At 35.2% G+C, this 19,162-nt stretch carries 7 protein-coding genes and 1 pseudogene; 6 read left to right on the top strand and 2 right to left on the bottom strand.

The window, feature by feature from the left end; genetic code table 11:
- Positions 1-79: 79 nt before the first annotated feature.
- Positions 80-7,660, top strand: coding sequence for an ankyrin repeat domain-containing protein (locus tag AASI_RS02575; protein ID WP_012472672.1), 7,581 nt, complete (start codon positions 80-82; stop codon positions 7,658-7,660).
- Positions 7,661-8,432: 772 nt separating this feature from the next.
- On the opposite strand, the gene AASI_RS02580 is transcribed toward AASI_RS02575, so the two are convergent.
- Positions 8,433-8,660: a KGG domain-containing protein gene (locus tag AASI_RS02580; protein WP_012472673.1), complete on the bottom strand. Its 228-nt coding sequence runs from the start codon at positions 8,658-8,660 to the stop codon at positions 8,433-8,435.
- Between the two features lie 591 nt (positions 8,661-9,251).
- Positions 9,252-10,790: a glutamate--tRNA ligase gene (gene gltX / locus AASI_RS02585; RefSeq protein WP_012472674.1), complete on the bottom strand. Its 1,539-nt coding sequence runs from the start codon at positions 10,788-10,790 to the stop codon at positions 9,252-9,254.
- 202 nt (positions 10,791-10,992) lie between these two features.
- Here gltX and AASI_RS02590 point away from each other — a divergent pair, with 202 nt between their 5' ends.
- The 5 genes and pseudogenes from AASI_RS02590 (at position 10,993) to AASI_RS07595 (ending at position 19,034) form a co-directional block, all read left to right on the top strand.
- A complete protein-coding gene (locus tag AASI_RS02590) occupies positions 10,993-12,762 on the top strand; it encodes an ABC transporter ATP-binding protein (protein WP_044282968.1) in 1,770 nt (589 codons plus the stop codon).
- Between the two features lie 77 nt (positions 12,763-12,839).
- On the top strand, positions 12,840-14,030 hold the full coding sequence (locus AASI_RS02595) for a hypothetical protein (RefSeq protein ID WP_012472676.1): 1,191 nt from the start codon (positions 12,840-12,842) through the stop codon (positions 14,028-14,030).
- Positions 14,031-14,564: 534 nt separating this feature from the next.
- Complete coding sequence (mgtE, locus tag AASI_RS02600; RefSeq protein ID WP_012472677.1) at positions 14,565-15,956, top strand: magnesium transporter; 1,392 nt, start codon at positions 14,565-14,567, stop codon at positions 15,954-15,956.
- An 87-nt stretch (positions 15,957-16,043) separates the two neighbouring features.
- A pseudogene (locus tag AASI_RS02605) lies at positions 16,044-16,856 on the top strand (IS982 family transposase).
- A gap of 435 nt (positions 16,857-17,291) precedes the next feature.
- On the top strand, positions 17,292-19,034 hold the full coding sequence (locus AASI_RS07595; protein ID WP_012472678.1) for a coiled-coil domain-containing protein: 1,743 nt from the start codon (positions 17,292-17,294) through the stop codon (positions 19,032-19,034).
- Positions 19,035-19,162: the final 128 nt, after the last annotated feature.

Genomic DNA, 19,162 nt, shown 5'->3' on the forward strand with positions numbered 1-19,162 from the left:
AATATTTCCCTACTCCTTTATTTGCAACTCTGCTACCTACCAAGTATAATAGGTTCCTCACTTGAAACTAGTATAAAAAATGCATAAAACCTATAAGCTAAGCCACCAGCTCGTGGCTTATATATTACTGCTTAGTTTATTTTTGCAAAGTTGTGGTAATCATTCTATCCCTTCCGTGCCTCTTCCACAAGGGGCTTCGCCTAGTTTACCATCAAATATTAGACAGAAACAATATTCTAATGCTAGCCTGCTAAGAGTGTCATCTGAACAGGATGGTTACTCTGCTTCTACTGATAATTTATCGAGAGTGCAGACAAACAATGAGCCAATAGTTAATGTAGAAGAAATGGCAGTAAGCTTTAAAGGAGATTTACACAATTCAGCCGATATCTCATCTAATTCTAATGCTTTGCCTATCCTTATTAACCAGTCTGCTGCTATTAATGAAAAAGCTGAAATGCAAGGGAGTGTAACTCACCAAGTTACACATGCTAAACCATCAAAAAGTTCTGCACAAGCATTCCAAGCTAGAAGGCATGGTAAGATAACAGGAAAATGGGATGGTAGGCAAGAATTAAGTGCTAGCCATTCAATAGCTGCCCTGTTAACCAATCAGGTATATATAGCACAGGGTGGCTACCAAGTAAGATTTGAAAAGCAAGCAGAAGATGCGTTACAAGCTATTGTAGAACATCAATATTTTAAAGGAATTCCTAAAAGAATACTGCCTGTAATAATAAACTTAGACTCCAGCTACTCTGCTGCAGCAATTAAAAATCCAATTTGGCAAAAACAATATATACAAGTCCTTAAAGATTATGTATATGTAGGTAGTAAAGGGGGGAAAGGAGGGATGGGAGAAGAAGGTGGAGATAAAAATCCAGAAAATAAAGCTAAAGAGAACGAAAAGGATAAAGAGAAAGAAACTGAAAAAGAAGAAATGGGCCAAAGTGTTAATAACAACATATTAGAACAGTTGTTAAAGATAACAACTGCTAAGGGTATAAAAACTACAGTTTCTAACATTTGGGCTACGGGTGAAGGAATCGATAATGCTTTGAATAACCTATTGCAAGACCAGGCACATATCCTAGCTCCTGATTTCTCTGGCACTCATTCACCAGCTTCTGAAGATGAAGACAATGCTATTCAGGGTACAATAGATTATGCGAAAGCTATATCAGAACGTATTCTTTTAGATGGTGGAATTTTGGCTAGGCCTATAATAATGATACTTAATACTACTCCTGTGGGTGTTTTAAGGACACATGATATGACAAAGGAAGGTGGTTTGCACTGGCAAACATGTGTTATATTACCAAAAAATTATACAAGTTTGTCAGGTAAATCGCTGGATAATAAGGAAGAAATAATATTTTATGTAGATTCATTGAATCCAGATAAAGAGATACCTAGTCCATTACTTTATATTCTAAAAGGTGGTGGCCTAGATATACTAAAAACTGAGAATACTACACGTATACGAGCAATTAAACCAATATTTCCTAATATTGAAGTGAAACACAAACTGGGTGCGAAGCAGCAAAAGGATGGTTGGAGCTGTGGTTGGTGGGCTGTATATAATGCATTAATGATTCTGTATACTGGAGATATCAAATATGTTGAACAATTTAAAAATCCTTCCAATGAAATAGCTTATAAGCTTCGTACACTCTTACCAGGCTTAGATGAGAAGCCAGTAGAAGATAAAAAATCTAAGGAAAAACCAACAAAAACTCATACATCACACCAATCTAGCTTAAACACTAGAACTGAAGAAATTGATTCTCGACTTGTGCCAGGTAGTCTAACACCAGGTGGGTTGAAGCCCACTCAGCATGGAGTTTCCTATCAGTTAGCATTACTAACATTAGCTGCAATAAGAGCCCATAATAATGGCAAAAACTTCTATTTAGTGAGTGAAGCAAACGAGTGCGAGAAATTCGATGATCTAGTGATTGATTATGGAGATAGCATCACTTTTCTACAAGCAAAGCACAGTTCAAAAGATCCAAAAGAAGATGGATATACTAAAACCGATTTTTGTGCCGATCCAGAAAGTAAAGACAAGAAGAAGAGTGGTGCAAGCCTAGCAAAGTATTTTGATTCTTGGCTTAGGCTCAAACGAGGTGAATATGTCAAAAAAGAAAATGGCGAAGAGAAAACTAGTAAGTTTATCTTCTTCACTAACCGCCATATAAAGGATGGAGATATGTATTTAGAACCAGCCAAATTAGAAGCTGATGAATTCTTATTTAAGGGTTTAGAAACTAAAACCCTAAGATTTAATGAAGGTGATAGCCGTAATGAATTTATAGATGCGATAAGAGCGTATTCCAAAGAAGTGGCGAAAGATCAGGGTAATGACATTATACCAAATTTAAAAACTCTGGATAAAGAGTTACAAGCTGCTGCTGAATACTTGCAAAAAATATATATAGAAAAAGCAAAGCCTGGTGCTTTTCACATAGGTGGACACTCACATCTTCCCCTTAAAATAATTGCTTTGGTTGGCTTATTGAAAGCACATGACAATATCAAGAATGCAATATTGATCAAAAATAGTAAAGCATTTCAAGAATGGTTGGATAATGTAACCATTACTACAAAAATACGAAACTGTAGCAATATAATTGATGTGAGTTCGGTTTCTGAAGATGAGTGGCAAGCTGCTGTTGATTACTTGCAGAAAATATATACACAAAAAGCAAGGCCTGGTTCTTTTCACATAGATGGGCATTCAAAACTTCCTGGTAGAATAATTTGTTTGATCGATTTATTGAAAACAAAGCAGTATATTAAGAATAGAATTTTAAGTATAAAGGTTAAACGGTTTCAAGATTGGCTGGAAAATGTAACGATTACCACGAACATAACTAGTCCTAACAAAGTACTTGACGCCCGTATGGAAAAAGAGATACAGCAATTTTTAGATGAGTTTATTATAAAGGTGGAGCAGCCAAGTGTGACTCCTCTATTTGAACTTTTGGTAGACGATTTTAAGTTAAACAGCAATATAGGTGGGCAGGAACTATTCAATGCAATTAATAATAGAATGTACCAATGGTTATCTGATCCTAAAGCCTGTTTGCTAAAATCTAATAAATTTGGTAGCTGGATGAAAGTTGAAGAAGGGGATTTAAATCGTTTTTATCTTTTAGGTAACACAAAGATATATGAGCAAGAGTTCGAAGGAAACTACCCACTGGATCTAAACGGGTTAGAGATTAAAAAATTGTATAAATTTTTATCAGAGGAAAATAAATTGACACTTGCTGTAATTAACGAGAATGAGAATGGTGGTATTAAAGCACGTGTTTATCAAACCATTAAAAAGCTTGCTATTCAAGACACAGAATGGGCATTCTTAACTATAGATTCTAGGAACATTCCGAGATTACCAGATATATTGGCAGGGAACGTAACAAAATTTATAATTGTGGATTGTAGAGGTAGCAATCGATTACCTAAAGAAAATGAGGGAATATTACATGTTGCTGCAGAAAATGGCAAAAAGATTGTTCTTCTGGTAAACCATATGCAGAGAAAAGAACTTAGCTCTTTACTCAATGAAAAAAAAGATATCTGCCGTAAGTTTAATTTGAATGCTTTAACAGATAAGCAAGTATTGGGGATATGTAAACAGTATACTGATAAATACTTATCTGTCGGAGGGAAATACCTGCAATTATCATCAGTTTTGAAAAGTAAAGGTAGTGGTTTGTATAAACAGCTCACCAATATAGATGCCTTATATTCAATTATTAAAAGCCTTGTTGATGCTAAGGGGAACTTTAACTCTGGCTTGCCATACAATGTGTATGTTGAGAATGATCTTGTACGACTTACCCCAGCTTATAGTTTGCTATCTTTATTACAAACTGTAAACGTAGGGCTATTTATTATAGAGGGTGTAAATAAACAGCAACTTGACACGTGGCTCCAACAGAATCTTAAACACACATATGTCGTTGGAAATGCAGCTGTTAGTGAAGATACTAGATATCGCTTGGTTGATAATATAGACAGTAAATTAGAACATATATATAAAGAAAAGCTTATTTATATTTCGGATGGTAAAGAGATCAATCATAGTTCTTATTTGCAGCTTAAATTAATTAACCAAGAAGAATATGAGGTTACTGTAACCAGCAAGTCAAACTTAGTAAAGCTCCCTGTACCATCCCGCTATTATGACTTTAGCCAAAACGAATCGCATGATAAGGAAGTAAAGATAAAGCATGCAGGGTTTGAGTTTCTAAAGGAGCAAAGACCAATGTTCTCAATCTTAACTGCTCATGCAGGTTTCGGTAAATCAGCATTTTGTTTGAAGCAGTGCGACACATGGCGGGGTTCAGAAGAGGGCGAATTATCATCTTGGGTCGTGCGAATCAATTTACCTCAATTAGAGTTGCGTCAACAACCATCATTTCTTGATGCATTCACCAAGAGGGCTACCTCGGAAGATTGGCCAGACTGGAAGCTAAAGGCGCTTCAGTATGATATGCAAACAGCTGGACGTGTCTTTTTATTGCTAGATGGGTTCGATGAGATTAAGGATGAAAGGACTGTGCAATTGTTGAACAATTGGATAAGTAATTTGTCCGATACTGTCAGTGTGCTAATCACTACCAGGCCCTATGCTGCTAATAAAATTATGCCTAACAATGCAATGCTGCGTTGTATGACACTAAGAGAATATAATGAAGTCCAGCATAAGCAGTATATATATAGGTATTTAGATGTGCTATTTAAAGAAATATCTAATGAGAAAGAAGGTTTCATACAGCCCTCAGAGCAAATATTAAGTTTGTCTGCGAATGTAGTATACGAGCAGTTGAAATCTCTTATAAGCAAAAGTACATCCCGTTTGCTAGGTATACCCTTAGAAAGCTATATATTCTGCGAAGCACTAAGGCCATATATCAGAGATCACTATTTAAAGTTATACAAGAAAAAGAAAGCCAAGGATGCTCTAGATGAAAGTATAAGTTCAATATTTTCGAATGTGCTAACGCCAAGTTTACAAACATCCTTGGAAGATATAAGCTTCAACTATGAGATTGATGGGTCAAAAGAAGACTTCGATGAGTTAGACATAAAGTCAATATTTTCAGGTTTAAGGCAATTGAATGTAGCAACTCTGTATCAACACTTTATTCTATCAAAACTGCAAATGTTCTTGCAAAAACATATGCAAATGGAAGCTGATACAACATTAAGACTGAAACATCGAGCATATACACTTACAGCGAGTTATACAGAGCTATTAATGGCATTTGCTTTTAGACAGGCGTTTAGCCTATCATATGATCACCTCAGCGTAATGTTAAGGATGATTCACTACAATGCCGGAATGATTTGCGAACTTTATGATACAGGACTTGTGGAACTAATAAACTATGGGAATGAATATACCATAAAATTTAACCACGAAACCTATCAAGAGTATTTCGCTGCGCTCCATATCCTCAAAGGATTGGCTGGCGGTAAAGGAGATATGTATAATGCAGTCAAGCAAGCAATAATTGAGCACTGTTATATGCCGAAATATCGGATGATTATGATTATGGCAGCACAGTTGAGTGTAAGCGGTGATCCCATCATTCCAGCTTGGAACCAAAATGATAAAGAGCAATTAAGAAAATTTTGGAAAACACTAGCAACTGCTGGTGATGTCTTGGGGGCTGCTTCATCAAAACTTTTAAAGGATTGCTTGCAGGGCTTGCTACCAGAGCAAATTAGTAAGTTAAGTGAGGTTTTAAAAGGGTATGATTGGGGTGTACATATTTTACAGTGTATCGGGGAAGTTGAAAAAAAACGTAATAGTAAGGTTGAGATAGAAGGAGAATTTATACAAGATATAGATATTCCTTTTGATACTGAGAGCACTAGCTTCCAAAGCAAACAAATCTCAAGAATGAGTAATAAGGAGAAAGATAAGCTTAGATGTTTATTTAAAGATAAGTCAAAGGTGGTTTCAGCAACAAAGGATGCACTTGCTACTATTAGTCAGGATGAGCTTGCTCAAATATTTGCTGAAATCGTTGGCAGTGAGGCAAACACACTTAACTCCTATTGGGATATTGATGGGGGATTCCAAGCAATGGTTTTATTAGGCAATTGCTTTAACATGCAGCATGCTAACTATTTTGTAAAGAGAATTGAGAAAGATCCCTCCTGGCGTACTATGCCTGCGTTGAACGCAGTTCGCTCTTTGCTGGCTCAAAATCCTAAAGGCGAGGCAAAAATTGCTTGTGATAAAGTTCTTTTATGTCTTGCTGAACAATATGAACATATTAGTGATGCTGGAGTATTACGTTCTATGCTCAGGATCTTTTTCAAGCCGATAATGGAAGCATTAATTGCAAGGTTTAATACTGAAATTTCTATTCAAACCGTGAGTGAAAAGATTAAAAGAGGGGAAGGAATACAAATGAGCGATTGCTCTCTGAGCAACGCAGTATTTTATGAATCAGTATGCAATTTTATTAAAATGCTTGATCTAGCCTATCATACTGGATACGCAGTGATTCCAATAAAAGATTATAGTGTAATCAGATTTGTAGGCGATACCGAAATAAAGTGTGAGCTTGGAAATACATCTTTGATGAAGGTTTTTCAAAGAATTGTTAGCGGCATATTTACGATATATAAGGAGATATGTGATGAGTATGATCGAGAGGGCCTAGTTGCGAGTGAGTGGATTTCAGAGAATTTACATACCAAGCAATGGAGAACTAAAAGCTTGAAGTTGCTAAATGAAGATTATGAAGAAAAAGTTTTTGCTATTGTTATTCAGAATAAAGATATTTTCAAGGCTTGGTTTGAACAGGTAAAGGATGACAGTAGGAAGCTATATAACTTGTATAAACAGATTGCGAAAAGTGGATTAATTGACAAACACCATGCTGAAATATTTACAAGCGAACTAGGACAAAAAGGCTCACAAGCAATGAAAATGCGCTCTTATTGGTCCAAATATGGTGGCATAGAGACTACCCAGTTTTGTTGGAGATATTTCAATAAAAAGATTGCTGATTATTTGATTCTTAGGGCTGGTTGGTGGGAAGATAATATGAGTTTAGTAAAGTATACATTAAATGTGATTAGAGGATGTTTACTTGCAAATTCAGCGGATGATGCAACATATGAAGAAGCTATAGCGGCATATAATTTTGCAGCTGAAGAGATTAATAAAGATCCTAATGGTTGGTTAGAAGGGCAGAAGCTTGAGGTAATAATCCCTCAGAAAACTCAGCTCAGATTTTTAAAAGCAGTGAAACATAACAGTGAACAAGAAGTGAGAAAGTTGCTTAATGTGCCGGGTTTAGATGTAAATTTTAAAAATAATGCTCATTTTAGCGCACTTCATCTGGTAGCACTTAGTGGCAATTATATCATAGCAACGTTTTTGCTTAGTCAGCCTATAATAGATGTTAATATACAGGATGCTAAAGGTAGGACGCCTTTACATATAATAGCATCACGTGGAAATTGGTCAGTAGCGCAAAGGCTAGTTGCACACCCGAATATACAGCTCAACTTGTTAGATGCAAAGGGTCGAACTGCTTTGGATATGGCAAAAAAGTATAACCATAAGTCACTGATTATTTTCTTGCTTGTTAAGTCCGTAGTACGGGATAATAATTTGAAGTAGCTGTTGCTTTATATATCAAAGGCTTTAACTAATCCTTTTTTAATCATATTTATTGACTTATAAAATAATAGATATGTATTATTTAGAAAGTTTTTTATTGGTATAACAGGGGGATACTGAATGGTGCACAACGTACAAAGATAAGGGTAACAGGATGTAATGAGTATGTAAAATTAACTATAGGTATGGCATGCTTGGAAAAACACTTAAACATTCGATTTACAGAGATGCTAGTAAATTGTACCAGGCAATACTTATATCTATTAACGATAGAGTTGTATCGAAGTTGTGTAGATTATGCATTATCTAATTTTAGAGAATTTAATGCTAATAATCCTTGATAAATTTAAATGGATTGCGTTGCTATATACAGCTGTTGGATAATAGGAAACTAGATGATTAGCAGACTTCTTGCATAACTTAATTGAAGTCTAGTCTATTCTAATAATAAATAAAAATCTATTTCTGCAAGTGTTCTAATAATAAAACAGTTTCAATGGGATGGTAATCTGAGTGTTAAAAAGCTTGAACAAAAATAAAAGTAGGTTAGAGCTCTTATATTTATTTTACATTAACTTCTATTACAAATAGAGTAGACTTCTTTCGAAATTATAGTATCACTTGTGTTTAGATAAGTTCCTGACTATTTTAAGTTTAGTTTTGAAAGAGAACTAGTATAATAAAAAAGGGTTTGCTTAAAAAGCAAACCCTTTCTGTAAGCAAAACAATAAAGAGGAAAAATAAATATCTGTCTTCTTTACTGTTACACTTATTACTTGCCGCTACGTGATGTAGTATGGCTTCCTTTATTCTGATTTCCAGAAGTTCTATTGTCTTCTGTCTTGCTATTAGTATTCTTGTGGGACGCATGGCCACCTTTACTAGCAATTTCTACTACCTTATCATGAGGCATAGAAGCAAAACCTTGTCTACCAGTATGTTCATTAGTATTTTGATTTTGTGTATTTGCTTTTGTGTTGTTGTTATTTCTGTTTTCCATATCTAGTTATATTTAGTAGTTAATAATAAATATCTATCTATGTTAACTAAGGTAAAAGTTATTGTTGGAATAACCAAATATTATTTGGAATAAATTTTAATGATAAAAATTTATATAAGCTGAAGGGTTGTTTGTCCGTATTATATATTGTGTGTCTAAAAGGTGATTAAACAGTTCTAATTGAGTTTATAAGATTACCTGATATATATTATATTTCTATAATTAGCCAATAGCTCCTAGGAATTAGACTGAGTTGTCGCTAAAATGAAGTAAATAATTAACTCTTATATACAAGTTATAAGTTTAATTTTTGTAGTTTAAACCACTATGACTAGAAATACATGCTTGGAGTTTCTTATATATATAATAATATAATCAACATTATGGCTAAAAATATAGGACTAGTGTTTAGGGTAAAGATTTTCCAAAACTTTAAAAAATTACTTAATTATATGTGCTCGGTAGGATTCAGAAAAACTCTACCAATATATAGGTAAGATTGTTGGTTACTTCATATAGCAACTGACACAAAAAAGCTTTATACCAATAAAGAAACCATAAAATTGATGATAGTATGTATAGTAATGTGTTTTAGCTACCTACTGGTACAATTATCCTAAGCGCTGTCCTTAGTCTTCTAATAGTTTCCTTTTGTCCTATAATCTCTATACTTTGCATTAAATCAGGGCCTGCGGTTGTACCCATGAGTGCAATACGGATAACAGGCATCATTTCATTTATTTTTATAGAGCGCTCTTTAAGAAAATCTGCTAATGATTCTTTAATGCTAGCTGCATTAAAAGGAGATATGGTTGGTAAGATGTCTACAAATCCTGCTAAAGTCTCATGAGCTTGAGATGTCCATCTTTTTTGGATTGCTTGGGCATCATATGTTGTAGGTGCTTGGAAAAATACCTGCCCTTGTTCCCAAAAATCTTGAGGAAAAATAGCTCTCTCTTTGACAAGTGCACAAATTTGTTCGGCTTGTTCGGTTGTGTATGCTATTTCTCGTTTATCAAGTTCGCTTGTTAAATAGACCGATAATTCTTTTTCAGTTTTATTACGTAGATATTGTTGGTTGAACCAATTTGCTTTTTGGATATCAAATTTAACACCAGATTTGCCAATTCTTTCTAAAGAGAATGCTTCTACTAGAGCTTCTTTCGTAAAAAGCTCTTGGTCCCCTCCAGGACTCCAGCCAAGTAATGCTAAGAAATTGATCAACGCTTCTGGTAAGTATCCTTTTTCGCGAAATCCTTCGATATGATTGCCTGTAGCAGGATCTTGCCAAGCTATTGGAAAAATAGGGAACCCATGTTTGTCTGCATCACGCTTACTGAGCTTTCCGTGACCTTCTGGTTTTAGCAATATAGGAAGATGAACGAATTGAGGCATAGTCTGCTCCCAACCGAAAGCTTGATAAAGTAATATATGCAGTGGTGCTGATGGCAGCCACTCTTCTCCACGTATTACATGGCTTATCTGCATTAGATAATCATCTACTACATTGGCTAGGTGGTAGGTAGCCATACCATCTGATTTAAGCAATACTTTATCATCTAAGGTAGAAGTCTCTACTTTAACCCAGCCACGTACTTGATCGTAAAATCTGACAATTTCTTTATGTGGCATTTTAAATCGTATAACATAAGGTTCGCCAGCATTTATTCTAGCAGTAACTTCTTCTTGTGGAAGTGTCAAAGAATTTTTCATCCATTCCCTACTAATAGCATTATACTGAGGAGATGCTACCTTGGCAGCTTGTAAACGTTCACGCATGGCCTCTAGTTCTTCAGGAGTATCAAAAGCATAATAAGCTTTGCCTGCTTGCACGAGCTGATCTGCATATTTTCGATACATATCTTTCCTATCAGATTGCCTATAAGGAGCAAATGGTCCTCCTTGCTGGATGCCTTCATCTGGATCAATACCGAGCCATTGTAATGTATCTATGATATATTGCTCTGCTCCTGGTACGAATCTGTTTTGATCTGTATCCTCTATTCTTAAAATAAATTTCCCTTGATGTTTCCTAGCAAGTAAGTAATTATAAAGGGCTGTCCTTACTCCACCTATATGTAAGGCTCCTGTAGGGCTAGGGGCAAATCTAACGCGTATTGGTTTTTCCATAAATATTACTTATCAAAGCCCCCTAAAATAATAATTATATCTATTATATCTATCATATAAATCAATGGATTCAAATCTACATAGGTATAGGTATCAGCTTATCAATTATTTTTGATAATATGCTTTGAAACTAATTTAGGTTTGCGTTCCTTTGCTAGGACAAATTAGTGCAATTCCTATAAAAAATAGTTCCCCTTATACTGTGAGTGAACTGTATCATCTTAACAAGTATTTGCGTAAATACAAGTATCGTTTTTTACTTGGTATACTCTTTATAGTTGGAACTCATATCTTTTCAATCATCCCTGCGCGTTTAACAAAAAATACATTTGATTTTCTTAAAGGAACATTAGATACCTACCAAATTTTCCAAGGTGCTAATTTTTATGAGATAGCCTTTCAAATCCTTTTTAAAGGATTACTTGTTTATATTGCTTTAATCCTACTCATGGCATTCCTTAAATCTTTGTGCTCGTTTTTGATGCGGCAAATTATTATGAAGGCAGCTAATAAGATTGAAGCCGAACTTAAAAATGAGATTTATAACCATTACCAAAACTTGCCACTTAGCTTCTATACAAAACACAGCACTGGTGATCTCATGGCTCGTATTGTTGAGGATGTAAATAGGGTTAAATTGTATCTAGGGCCTGCCATGGTTTTTGCTCTCAATGGGCTGGTTCTTTTCTTGATATTAATTCCTTATATGATTTATATTAATCCAAAACTTACCCTCTACTCTCTATTTCCATTACCTGTTCTAGCTATTAGCGTATATTATATCAAGCATTTCCTTTATTATCGTTCTGAAAGGTTACAAGCTAAGCTAGCAGAGTTAACTACTTTTGTCCAAGAGACTTTTTCGGGTATCAGAGTACTACAGTCTTTTGCAAGAGAACAAAACTTTGTCAAGAACTTTTCAAATATTTGCGAGTCTTATAAGCAGTATGCATTAAGTGTTACTGCTATCAATGCTATTTTTACACCATTAGCTATAGGGATAAATAGTCTAGGGATTATACTAACGGTTCTTATAGGAGGTAAAGAAGTGATTAAGGGTAATATTACTGTAGGCAATATTGCAGAATTTGTCATGTATATGCATTTAATTACCTGGCCTATTATTACTATTAGCTTAGTTGCTAACTTTCTACAGCGAGCGGCTGCTTCACAAAAAAGAATTAATGAGTTTCTTAAAGAAGAAAATCCTATTGTCTCTACACAAAATATAATAAGACCTATTCAAGGTAAGATTACTTTTGAAAATGTAAGTTTCACTTATCCTGATACAGGAATAAGAGCTTTAAATAACATTTCATTTGAGATAGCTGCAGGAGAATCTGTTGCTATTTTTGGTACCACTGGCTCTGGTAAAAGTACAATTGCTAGCCTTTTAACTCGTCTATATGAAGCAGATAGTGGCGCTATATCTATAGATGACACAATCATTCAAGCTTATAATATTGCTGGTCTAAGAGAACAAATAGGCTATGTACCTCAAGATGTATTTCTTTTCCCAGATACTATTAAGAACAATATTGCTTTTGGTAAAAAGGATGTTAATGAAACACAAATAGAACAAGCTATTCAGTATGCTGGCCTGGATACTAGCTTACAGCATTTCCCTAACCATATAGAAACCTTGGTAGGTGAGCGTGGTGTTACACTTTCTGGTGGGCAAAAGCAGCGAATTGCTATTGCAAGGGCGCTTATCCGTGAGCCACGGTTATTAATATTAGATAATAGCTTGTCGGCTGTAGATACAAAAACAGAGCATAGTATACTTCAAAATTTAAAGAGAGTTATGCAAGGTAGAACTACTGTTATTATTTCTCATAGGATATCTGCTGCCAGCCTGTGTAATAAAATTTTAGTTTTAGAGGCTGGCAATATAGTTGAGCAAGGTTCACATGAAGAATTGTTAGCTGCTAAAGGCATCTATCATAAATTATACAAGCAACAAGGATCATGAGCTGAAATTGAATTTAATGATAAAGACATATTGGATTAATTTTTGCTGTAACATTTTGTTGAATTTAGACAACACTTATGGATAAGATCGGTAGTACTGCTAATGGTGTACAAGAGCCTAGCAGTCCTAAAAAAACAAAGTTTGATAATTCACTAGGACAAAGTAGGCTGTCCTACCTCATGTACCAACTTTTTGATATTACTAAAAAGAAACGGGACTTTTTAATAATTACTAGTTGTTTGTTGATTATAAGTGCTACTATAACTCCCTACCCTGTATTAGCTAGATGGTTCGGGTTTATGCTGGCCAGTTATTCAGCAATTGCCAATGACAGCATCCAAACAATAGGAACATTTATAGCTTCTAACGTGCAGAAGAAATGGTGGTACCTCTGGTTGTTTATAGGAATCATCTTTATAGCTACAGTAGCCTACAGTTGGGTGGTCTACAATGGAGATGTAAGCTATCAAAGGCTTACTGAAAAAGGCTTTTCAGAAGCTCCAGAAAGTTTTAGGTTCTTACAGTTATTTGCTCCTATTATCTTATTATTCTTAACACACTGGCGAATTCCAGTTTCTACTTCCTTTTTACTTTTAAATGTTTTTGCTACAGAATCCGGAGCAGTCTACAGCGTGTTACAAAAAAGCTTTTATGGATACTTTATTGCCTTTTTAGTAGCCGTTATATTTTGGTATCCTTTTTCTAGGCTAGCGGGCAATTATTTTAATACAAAGCCATGGAAAGGGTGGGTAGTATTGCAATGGATAGCGAGCGGCCTGCTATGGTCAGTTTGGCTTATGCAAGATGCTTCTAATATTGCTGTTTTCTTACCACGTAGGCTAAATATAATTGAATTCTCATTGTTCACCAGCTTTATCTTTTTTGGCTTAGGTTTACTATTCTATCTGAGAGGAGATAAAATGCAAAAACTAGTTAACGAGAAATCAGGTATTACTGACGTACGTGCAGCGATGTTAGTAAACTTAGTATATATGCTTATTTTGTTCTACTTTAAAAATGTAAGTAATGTCCCCATGAGTACAACCTGGGTATTTATTGGCTTATTGGGGGGCAGAGAGATTGCTATTAGCTTGGCTAGAAAAGATATTTTCAAGAGAAACAAATCACTCATGCAAAGTATTAAGTTTATTAAAAGAGATTTAAGGCATGCCTTTATAGGCTTATTTATTTCTATTACGTTAGCCTTTTTAGTCAATGAGGTTATACGTAAAATGATTATGGATTTTTTTAAAAATCTATTCAATTAGTCTACGTGTTCACGTGCCTACTATCTTTAAAATGGGCCAAAAGCACATATTTTATTTAACAACTACCTATAAAAGCTATTGTTTATGGTTAATATACGGTTAATTTTATAGTTGCTTCGTATTTTATTCTTAGCAACCAAGCGCTTTTTTATGTTTAAAACAATGTATTTCTAGCATTGGCAGACCCGTGAACGCGTACCAATTAGTTATTTTATAAGTAGAATGGCTTCTAATAAAATTATACACTAATCATTAGGACTTCTAAATCAATTTTAAAAGTAGCTATTAAACAGATATTGCTTACAAACTTCTAAAAAAGACACATATTTTATAGAAAAATCCTTAAATTAATTCTAGTGGTTTGAATTAATAAAAAGTATTTTATTTGCTCTTTATTGTAGGAATATTAAGTATGCTAGCTTAAAAAAATCAATCAAGTGACCACTATAGTTATCAAATATTAGCAATAATTCGCAAAAATAACCAATATGTTCTATTTTTGGCTGAGTATTGGTACATAAGCAGGAGTTTTGTATGAACAATGGAGCTGATTTAACACAACAAGAATATTGGCAAGGGTTATTGGCTCGTCAGAAAGAGGACGAGTTAATTGTTTCCCTAGAAGATGCGCCTATTGTAGAAGCTGCTGATTTTCTAGCACAGTTATCTCCTACCAAAACTTTAGGAATACTTATCAAGCTCCCTGTTTCTATGCAAGGTGCTATATTTGCTGAATTTGATGATTCATACCAATCTATTTTGTATCGGCTAGCTGATAAAAAAGATTTTGCTTACATCTTTTCTTCTATGCCTTCCGAATACAGGGCTGATTTTTATCAAAGATTAGATGGTAAAGAACAAGCTAGGTTACTTCCTTATTTGACAAAAAGGGTAAGAGAGGATGTTATTGCATTGAGTGCCTATCCATCAGAAACAGCTGGTAGTATTATGAGTACTGACTTTGCTACCGTGTTGGAAGATATGACTGTAAAGCAAGCTATTCAAAAGCTTAAAGAAGACGCCCCTTCTAAAAAGATGATCTACTACATCTATGTAGTGGATGCCAATATGCGTATGATAGGATTTGTGTCTCTAAAAGATCTAATCATGGCAGACCCCGAGGAATTGGTAGCGAACTCTTTACATGACAACTTTATTTATGCTATAGTAGATGAAGACCAAGAAGCAGTAGCCAAAAGAATTGAAAAGTATTCGTTGGTTGCTATGCCTATTCTTAATGAAGAAGGCCAACTGCTGGGTATCGTTAGCTATGATTATGCCATGGAAGTAATTAGAATGGAGCAGACAGAGGATATGGAGAGATTTATGGGAATTGTTTCTAATGAAGAAACATCAGATTACTTGAAAGCTTCTAGTTTCCAACATTATAAAAAAAGGGTAGCATGGATTGTTGGTCTTTTTATAACTGGTTTTTTGTCTACCCTTGTTATCCATAAGCATGAATATCTAATAGAACGTATTACAGTATTATCACTGTATTTGCCAATGATTGCAGCTACAGGAGGAAATGCTGGTAGTCAGGCAGCTTCTGTAGTTATTAGGGCTTTGTCGCTTGGACAAATCACACTAAGCAACTGGTTAAGTATTATATTTAAAGAGGCCAAAGTAGCCATATTGTTGGCCATATCCTTATTTTTATTGGCTTTTAGCAAAGTGGTTTTGCTTTCGTTGCTTTCTAGTGCTAATACATTTGATCAGTATGACGTATACAGAGTTGCTTTTACCATTGGACTAGCGCTCAGCTTACAAGTTATTAATTCTACAGTCATTGGTGCCGCTTTGCCTCTTATTGCCAAATATTTTAATGGAGATCCTGCTGTAGCAGCAAGCCCAGCTATTACTACTATTGTGGATATTACAGGGATGATTATTTACTTCTATGTAGCTATTGCTGTGTTATCTTAAATAACCTAAGTTGCTAGTGATTGATAAGTAAAAAAATAAAAAACCTTTGGTCTTGTTTTTGTACAAACCAATAAGCCTGAGGTCATTATGATTGATCAATCAATAGCAATATACTTGATTTATTGACAATCTATTCAAGCGTTTGCACCATCAAGAAGATAAAAGCAGAAGATTGCCAGATGCGCAAGTGCTCACAACAGCCATCATCTCAGCTTTATAATTTGGCGGACATCTTGAAAAAGTCCGATCGTTTATGCATTCCACCAGGCTTATCCCTAATATGCTCGATAAAAGTAGATACTATCGCCGCTTGCATGCTATAGTGGAAGAAATAACTACACTTTTTTTTAGCAATAGGCACTCTCATCAAGCAAGTAGCCACTTGTAAGGACTTTGTGTTGGATTCCTTTCCCGTAGCTGTGATACGTATTAGCCGGTGTAATTATTGCAAAGTGAGGCTTATAGAAGCTACCAAGCCTCTATGCGTTGTTACTTTTATGGCATTAAAGGGCAACTGATTACTACTAGTAAAGGCATTCCTGTTGAATTCTCAATAGTGCCTGGTAGCCAAGCAGATGTAAAAGGATTATTTCAACTGCCTTTTTCTATGCCTGCTGGTAGTAGGGTATATGCTGATGCAGCTTATACTAACTAAACTACCTGCTAGAAGGTATGTTAGCTGATGAGCAGATTAACCTTTACTCCGAGCGCAAAGCCAATGCACATCGAAAAGATATGTCTTCTCTCAAAGTGCACATGCGAAAAGTGATAGAGACTAGCATTAGTGGCATTAAATCTATTTTCTTAAGGAAGATCCATGCTGTTACCTTCAACGGTTTTCTGATCAAAGTATTCTTGTTCTTACTAGCCTTTCAAATCAATAAAGTTCTTCCTAATTAGCAATTTAGGTTAATTATAGGTTTTCCCTAAGTAATGTATAAAAGCCCTGGTCTGTAACTCGATAAATAATTGAGCATATTTTGAGCAATTGTTAGGCTTACAAATCTGCTAATGGTTATTATAGGTGAAAATAATCTCTTAATTTATTTAAGCAAAAATGTAACTTATTAGTTTTCTTATGTTGATTTTATGACAAGTTATTAGCTAATTTTGCATCGATAACTTATTCCTTGCTTGAGATAAAAGATTATAGTAAGGCTATTTCTTTTATTTATAAACCTTAAGATATTTTAACAGAATTGTAGGCCTGTTAAATAAAGCTAAATGAGCAGTTCTATACAGAAAAAATCTCAAGCTAGGTAGGTAAATTCAATAAATTTTTTCAAAAATTATTCAAAAATAATCAAAAGACTAGTTCTTAAACTGCCTGTCTCTATGCAATATCCTTATTCTACCAAGCAACATTTAGTAGCTTATATTCTCTTGTTATTGTTAAGTATAAGCGTACAAGGGTGCAAAACCCCTATGCCGACAGCCTCAGCTATTGAAACGGATGTAACATTACTGGCTGATATTAGCACTAGTAGCACGAATACAAGCGACACCGAAGTAATTATTTTACCGAAAGTGACTAATCTTGCCGAAGCATGTATATCTGACGCTTCATCTTCTCCAGTTCAGTTTAAGGATTACAGCTCTTTTGAATCTCCAATGAGGTCTTCAGATGAAAACTACTTAACGCATCAAACTAGCTTAGTAGATAATACAGTAGGTCAGATCACTAATAAGGATTTATTAAGCAAAACTTTTATAGCCAAAGATAGTTATCGAGTAGCCTTTCAGCAACAAGTAGGACAAATCATAGCCCATGTACAGCCTAGCTGGCCTGTTGCATACAGCCAAGTACGTTATGTACCAGTCCATATAGAACCAGTCATGCGTTTATCACAGCTATTGCACTTGGATGAAGTAGGACAAAAGCACCGCATACATGTAATTTTTTCTAAACAAGATAAACAACTGCCCGTAGCTGTATATGTAGGAAGCATGGGGTTATTGGGGGGAGGGAATAGCAATAGTAACCCTACACATGTTACTTGTAATGAGTGTGGAGCGTCGGCACCTGTTGTAGATGTCAAACGTGAACGTACTGGCTCATTTTTATGGATAAAATTCCATGATGTTACCCGGTATTATAGATGCCCGTATTGCCTTGCAGCGCACGAACGCAGAGAAAGGGAGCAGCGAGAGAGAGAAGAAGCGCAAAGAAAAGAAGCAGAACGCAGGAAAGAGGAAGCCCGTAGACAAGAGGAAGAGCGTATAAGAATAGATAAAGAGCAAGAAGCAGCATATAACAAAAGGATGGCTATGTATAAGCAAGAAGAAGAGCGGAGGAAAGAACACATACGCTTTATAGAAGAAAGGAGGAAAAAGGAAGAAACCCGTAGACAAGAGGAAGAACGTATACTATTAGCAGAATTAGCACAAGAAAAAGCACAGCGAGAAGCATTTGAGCAAATGCACTTTGAGAAGTTACAGAAAGAAGCTGAAATACAACGCATCAATGCTATAAAGCAAGAAGAACTTCGTAGACAACAAGAGCTTATAAAATTGGAAAAAGAAAGGAAAGAACAAGAAGCCATTATGTTGGCAGCACAACAAGAGGAAATGCAAAGTAGGGAGGCAATGCGGTTATTGGCAGAGAAAATGAAAAAGAGGGAAGAGGATAGAAAAGAGGAACAACGCTTGTTAGAAGAGGCTTATAAAAAAGAGCAAGAAGTCCAAGAAGAACAGCAACGTTTAGAATTAGAAGAGCTATTTATGAAAGTAGCGCACGAACGTGAAGAAGCACATAAGCATGAAAAAGCACATGAGCAAGAAGAAGCTGAAAGGATTAAACAAGAAGAGATTGCTTCTGGACTGGTAAAAGAAAAGCTGACAGCACAAATACAAGCGCTAGAGCAAGAATTAGAAGCAGTTGAACAAAAATTAAAACAACAGGAGCATAAGAATGCAACAGAACTATTGGATCAAAGAGCTGATATAGCTGAGCGTAAAGAAATTTTACAAGAATTAGAGGAGCTCATGGCTGCAGAAGCAATGACGTTTGAGGAATTAGAGGCTGACATATTACAAGAGTCAGAGGTTGAATTTGCCAAGTTTATTTCTATGAATTGATGATTTACAGTAGGATCCGTAGTCTTCTCTTATTTCTTATAAGGCTAAGTCGATTTAAAATTCTCTATGAACGGATAGTAAATATTGGAAACACATTAGCACGCTACTGCAGCGTTACTACTTAATAA

Origin of the sequence: Candidatus Amoebophilus asiaticus 5a2, from assembly GCF_000020565.1 — a bacterium.
GTDB classification, from domain to species: Bacteria; Bacteroidota; Bacteroidia; order Cytophagales; family Amoebophilaceae; genus Amoebophilus; species Amoebophilus asiaticus.

Coding starts and splice junctions, on each gene's coding strand:
- AASI_RS02575 (WP_012472672.1), top strand. CDS start 80: ATGCATAAAACCTATAAGCTAAGCCACCAGCTCGTGGCTTATATATTA.
- AASI_RS02580 (WP_012472673.1), bottom strand. CDS start 8,660: ATGGAAAACAGAAATAACAACAACACAAAAGCAAATACACAAAATCAA.
- gltX (WP_012472674.1), bottom strand. CDS start 10,790: ATGGAAAAACCAATACGCGTTAGATTTGCCCCTAGCCCTACAGGAGCC.
- AASI_RS02595 (WP_012472676.1), top strand. CDS start 12,840: ATGGATAAGATCGGTAGTACTGCTAATGGTGTACAAGAGCCTAGCAGT.
- mgtE (WP_012472677.1), top strand. CDS start 14,565: ATGAACAATGGAGCTGATTTAACACAACAAGAATATTGGCAAGGGTTA.
- AASI_RS07595 (WP_012472678.1), top strand. CDS start 17,292: ATGCAATATCCTTATTCTACCAAGCAACATTTAGTAGCTTATATTCTC.